General features: G+C 40.5%; 6 protein-coding genes and 1 pseudogene. 6 read left to right on the top strand and 1 reads right to left on the bottom strand.

Annotation, left to right across the window (positions count from 1 at the left end; genetic code table 11):
- From ACW12G_RS06010 to ACW12G_RS05985, 6 genes are all read left to right on the top strand, one after another.
- Positions 1–280, top strand: a 280-nt coding sequence (locus ACW12G_RS06010; RefSeq protein ID WP_455647508.1) for a hypothetical protein, incomplete at its 5' end; no start/stop codon positions are given.
- Positions 277–1,065, top strand: coding sequence for a hypothetical protein (locus ACW12G_RS06005; RefSeq protein ID WP_455647507.1), 789 nt, complete (start codon positions 277–279; stop codon positions 1,063–1,065). The genes ACW12G_RS06010 and ACW12G_RS06005, both read left to right, overlap by 4 nt.
- 21 nt (positions 1,066–1,086) lie before the next feature.
- Positions 1,087–1,659, top strand: a complete 573-nt coding sequence (locus ACW12G_RS06000; protein WP_455647506.1) for a hypothetical protein — start codon at positions 1,087–1,089, stop codon at positions 1,657–1,659.
- A complete protein-coding gene (locus ACW12G_RS05995) occupies positions 1,656–2,279 on the top strand; it encodes an ATP-binding cassette domain-containing protein (RefSeq protein WP_095652910.1) in 624 nt (207 codons plus the stop codon). Before ACW12G_RS06000 ends, ACW12G_RS05995 begins: the two co-directional genes overlap by 4 nt.
- 96 nt (positions 2,280–2,375) lie before the next feature.
- Complete coding sequence (locus tag ACW12G_RS05990) at positions 2,376–2,870, top strand: GNAT family N-acetyltransferase (protein ID WP_172412926.1); 495 nt, start codon at positions 2,376–2,378, stop codon at positions 2,868–2,870.
- Between the two features lie 161 nt (positions 2,871–3,031).
- The gene (locus ACW12G_RS05985; RefSeq protein ID WP_010002201.1) at positions 3,032–3,352 is read left to right on the top strand and encodes a DMT family transporter; all 321 of its coding nucleotides are present in this window, start codon (positions 3,032–3,034) and stop codon (positions 3,350–3,352) included.
- Between the two features lie 62 nt (positions 3,353–3,414).
- Here the strand turns inward: ACW12G_RS05985 and ACW12G_RS05980 are convergent.
- Positions 3,415–5,328, bottom strand: a pseudogene (locus ACW12G_RS05980) (glycoside-pentoside-hexuronide (GPH):cation symporter).
- Positions 5,329–5,374: the final 46 nt, after the last annotated feature.

The raw sequence follows: 5,374 nt of genomic DNA, 5'->3' as shown, positions 1-5,374 counted from the left end.
TTTGTTGTCTGATTACGGCGTGTTTGGGAATGGGAATCATCAAGGATTTTTGGCATTTTTGTCTAAAAAAAATATTCAATTTATGGTGTATAATCCAACAGCTTTGTCAGCAGTGGTATCAGATCTCACAGGACAATTGGCTGTTTCACGACTAGATGTCTTGTTAGTGATGATACTCTTAGTCATTGTGATATTGAATAGTTTCATTATTTTTAAACAACGACGGCAATTTGTGATACAACAACTTTTAAAGGGACAAACCAAAGGACTGCCGTATTGACGATTTGGTGGTCTAACATAAAGGTCTATGTTTATGCTTATCTCGTTGGACTACCCATTATTGTTGGTGTTTTATGGTTGTTGTTACCGGAGATGCTCACTTATGAATTAATCATCGTTAACGTGATGTTGTTACTATTTTTTGGTGCTGTTGCTGTTAGTACGCTTATTTTAACGATTTTGTTCAATCGTGGGCAACTTGTAGCGGTTCTGAAAGGACGCGGGAAGCAAATCTTGATTCCAATCGTATCTTGTGTCATTTTAGCACTAACATTTATGAATTTTGTGACAACACTAGATTTGGCACAAAAAGAAAATCGACAAATTGATTTAATACGACAAGGGCAACAAAAATGGGAGCAAATAGCTCATTTTTCAGTTTTAACCATGCACACAATGTCCAAACAAGATGATGTGCAGATCACAACGAGTCACTTATTGCTGAATCAGATCGATGAATCACAACTGTTAATGAGCATGTTTGCACCATTCCAAGGACCAAAAATAACCTTGGGACGGGATCAACCTTACGTACGTGATATTTATGTCAATCCCACTTATTTTAAGTATCAACAGGTACGATCAGTTACTGGAAAACAGTTAACAGTAGATGATTTTCATGCACCCGTCACGTTATTGACGACAGAAAATTTATCGACGACCCAAATACAGCAAAATTATGCGATACCGAATGGTATTGACGTCGCAAATATCTTAGTCAAGAAAATGCAACCGACGTCAACCTATGTTTTTCTTAATGCGACGCAGGAACAGTCATTTGCCTAGCAAAAACCAAAACATATACTGGTGATAAATTTTCATGCTGTACAGCGTGACGCCTTAGCGCATTTAGATAACAGTGGGACAGTTGCGACAGAAAAACCAAGTCAATCGATTGTGCAGAATTTGTTGCCGTGGTTGTCACAACGCTACGTCATGGTTAACTTGGATTATGAGGAAAATAAAATCCAAGCCATGACGGTTTTAGGACCAAATATTCAAGACGTCAGTAGTACGAACAAGCTGTGGGCAACCTTGAAACAAACCTATTTACTGCGTAAAAATGTCTTATTGGGGAGTTTGATACTGGCAATTTTGGTGGTGCTATTGTGTGGCCTGTTTACTATTTACATCATATTTATGGCTTATCGTCGTTCATTGTTTGTAAAACAAGTTTATGGCATATCATTTATTAATCGTTATCGTCACATTTATCTCATGTTATCGTGTGCGTTGTTACCAGGCATCTTGTACGCAACTTCAAAACCTGGCGTCTTGATAACCGTTATTTTTGTCATGAGTTGTCTGTTATTGTTTTTCACGTACCGCATTATGGTGAATGAAAGGCAAAGTTATTTAATACTTAAGGGAGAGTTATGACGCTAGTTTTGGAAAATGTGAGCAAGCAGTTTGGTAAGCACCAGGTTATTGATAATCTGTCAGTTGTGTTTCAGCATGGTACGAAATATATTTTGCGCGGGCGCTCTGGAGCTGGGAAATCGACAATTTTAAATATGATTGCACGTTTTGATGACGATTATCAAGGCAACATAACGTATGATAGTGGTAATCTGAAAACCATCAAAAAAAGTCGGTTTTATCGTGACTATTTGGGTTATCTGTTTCAAAATTATGCGTTGTTAGAAGATCAAACAGTTTTTGATAATTTAGCGCTTGTTTTTCGACACCGTATTCAAAAGCGAGATACGGAAGAGATGAAACAGGCATTAGAGGCTGTGGACTTATCTAAATCCTACTTGAAAAAACATATCTATGAATTATCTGGTGGTGAACAACAACGTGTTGCAATAGCCCGCTTAATATTAAAAAAACCACGCATTATTTTGATTGATGAACCAACAGCTGCATTAGATCACGATACTGCGACGGATATTTTATACCAGGTACTGGATCGTTTGATTAACGACCAGACCATCATGATTGTTGCTACCCATGATCCTTTAGTTATTCAGTGGGGGGATGTGATGATTGATGTTTAACATGGGGCCTATGCTATTCGTCATTCATGATAGGGCATACAAAAAGTATATGGTTTGCTATAATAATCGTAATTGAAAGGATGGATGGGTTGACACATGCAGTTTAGAAACGCGACACACGAAGATATTGAGATGATTTTGACAATTGAAAATCAAGGCTTTAACCAAGATGAGGCGGGAACGAGAGACCAATATCTTGATAGAATTGCTAATTTCCCAGAAACATTTATTGTGGCTGAAGATGAACAGGCAGGTGTTCTCGGCTTTATTTGTGGACCAGCTGTCAATCAGCGTTTTGTTGAAGACTGGATGTATGAAGAAAATCCGAAAAATATCGCCCAAGGGGGCTATCAGACCGTGCAAACAGTCGCAGTTCATCAAGCTGCCCGTGGTCTTGGTTTAGGGAGTCAATTATTGGCACAGTTAACAACGCGTGCGCAAGCAGCTGAGCGTGAAGCCATCGCTTTAACGTGTTTAGCTGATCGTATTCCTTTTTATGAAAAAAACGGCTTTACGAATCTCGGCCCATCACAATCTACTCATGCTGGTGAGCAATGGTACAATATGGAAAAGATCTTACAGCATGCCTGAATTTTTAACGTCTGGGCCAGTACCAGACGTTTTTGCTATATGGCGGGAATATTGTCTCGGTTAGATAACCATGGTAGACTGACAGTTAGGATATAACGTTGGCTAAGTCAGTTATAAATTGTCGACTAATCCAAGTGCAGCATGATTAAGGAGATAAAAATATGTCATGGGTATATCTATTGTTAGCCGGTTTATCAGAAATTTTGTGGGCGACGACGATGAAATTAAGTCAAGGCTTCACTAAAGTTGGCTGGGTGATTGTGACGATTATTGGGCTTATTGCCAGCATGGCGTTTTTAATCCAAGCCGTGAAACAGCTACCCTTTAGTTTGGCCTATCCAATTTGGACAGGAATTGGCGCTGTGGGGTCTGTTGTGATGGGTGTTGTGTTGTTTCGAGATCAATTCCCGCCAGTTACCTGGTTTTTTATTGGGTTACTCATTGTCGCTATTATTGGGATAAAAATAACGGCTGGCGAATAAAATATAAAAAACGCGTAGCTGCTACAGTGACAAACTGTAGCAGCTACGCGTTTTTGATTACGTTAATCATTAAATTCTAATAAGATATCGTTTTTGGATACTTGTGATCCAAAGGCCTTTTTAAAGGTTAATTGTGGCAAGGCATTGGCATTAGTGATCGTTACCATCACAGTGTCATCTAGCTGTGCATCTTGAATGGCCTTGTCCCAGAATTCGATGAGCAAGTCACCTCTCTTCACACGTTGGCCTTTATCAAAGTAAGTAATGAATCCGGTACCTTGCATGGATACGGTGTTAATACCAATATGGATTAGCGTGACCACACCTGAATCAGATTCAATACCGACCGCATGACGTGTTGAGAAGGTTGAACGAATCACACCATCAAATGGGGCGTAAACACGGCCATCGGTTGGTTTAATGGCAAATCCTTCGCCAAGCGCACCTGAAGCAAAGGCAGGATCCGAGACGGTTGCTAAAGGTTCTAACGTACCGGCAATTGGCGCATAGTATTGTGTGTGTGCTTGATCCAAATCAATGAGATCTGACTGACTATTTTCAAACTTTTTACCCCAAGTCTTTTCGAGTTGGTCAACAATTTCGGCATGTTTGTCTTCTGTTAACGTGACACGACGATAAAAGACGAATGCACCAATTGAAACAATGATAAAGGGTAGGCCAAACATAATGATTTTAAACGTGAGTTGGCCAGAAGGGGTGATCGAGCTGGCAGTTGCACCAGTTGTCATACCGGCAGCAACCGCAGTCAAACCAACCGCACCGTTTGAGATCGCACCGGCTAATTTATCCAATAAAGGCCGAACAGAAAGCGTCAAAGATTCGTCACGATGATTGAGTTTCAATTGACCATATTCAACAGAATCGGAAATGAGCATTAAGACAACCAAGAAAACGAGGGGTTGTGGCAAGGCAAACAATTCTGCTGCAATCAATACGAGCGTTAACGAACCGCCAGCAAAGGAAAATAGGATGATGCCAGAAAGCATGATGGCAATACACCAGAAGAATAGCTTACGACGATTAAGTTTATCAGATAGGGTTGGGAATAGGGCAACGGCCACTAAGCCAGTGACAATGTTTAAGCCGGCTAAGATTGAGAAGGCACTAGAGTTACCCAGGATAAATGTGAAATAGTAAAGTTCTAACGAATTGACAAGGGTCACACCTGTTGTGTAGAGTCCGTATGCTAAGGCAATCCACATCAATTGATCGTTGTGCGTCAAAATGTGAAAGACTTGCTTGAAGGTAGTACGTTCTTTGTTTTGACGTAAGGTTGAATCAATTTCTTTAGTTCCTAGGCCAACAACAATTGAACTGATCCAGGCAACAGTTGCAACAATCACGGCAAACCAGAACCAGCCTCTTGAGTCACCGGTACCGCCATTGCTCTTCATTGAAAAGAACAATACCAGTGGCATCACCACAACGCCGACCAAGTTACCACCGATAGTTGAGCCGATACGGGCAAGCGTTGCCGTCTTTTCACGTTCACGTGAATTCAGAGTCAAAGCGGGAATCATTGACCAGAAGCCAATATCCTTAAATGAATAGAAGATATCCATTGTGATATACACGAAGCCAAAGAGCAAGAGATACAAAACCGGATTGCTCTTATTGATACCGCCCATATTTGTAAACAAAATGATGAGGGCAATGGAACCGATGGTCCCACCAACGACGACCCAAGGTTTAAACTTTCCCCAGCGCGTCACGGTATTATCAATCGCGTTACCAATAAATGGATCAATAATTAATTCCACAAAACGCAGGACGAAAATAATCAGAGTGATATAACTAATCATCCGGTCGTTTTCGGCGGAATTACCGGTGTTAAACAAATGTGTCGTGACGAACATGATGAAGTACGTCGATAATGTCGCAAAGAAGACATCGTTACCAAATGCACCAAAGGCTTAAGATAGACGTGATGACATAGTATGTTTGTTAGAAGGCATAGCTCGTTCTCCTTTTTAATATCAGCTAACACAAACATTGTAAGCG

Source organism: Leuconostoc sp., assembly GCF_965300815.1.
Note: the sequence above shows the minus strand (reverse complement) of the source record. Positions and strands in the feature narration are given on the sequence as shown.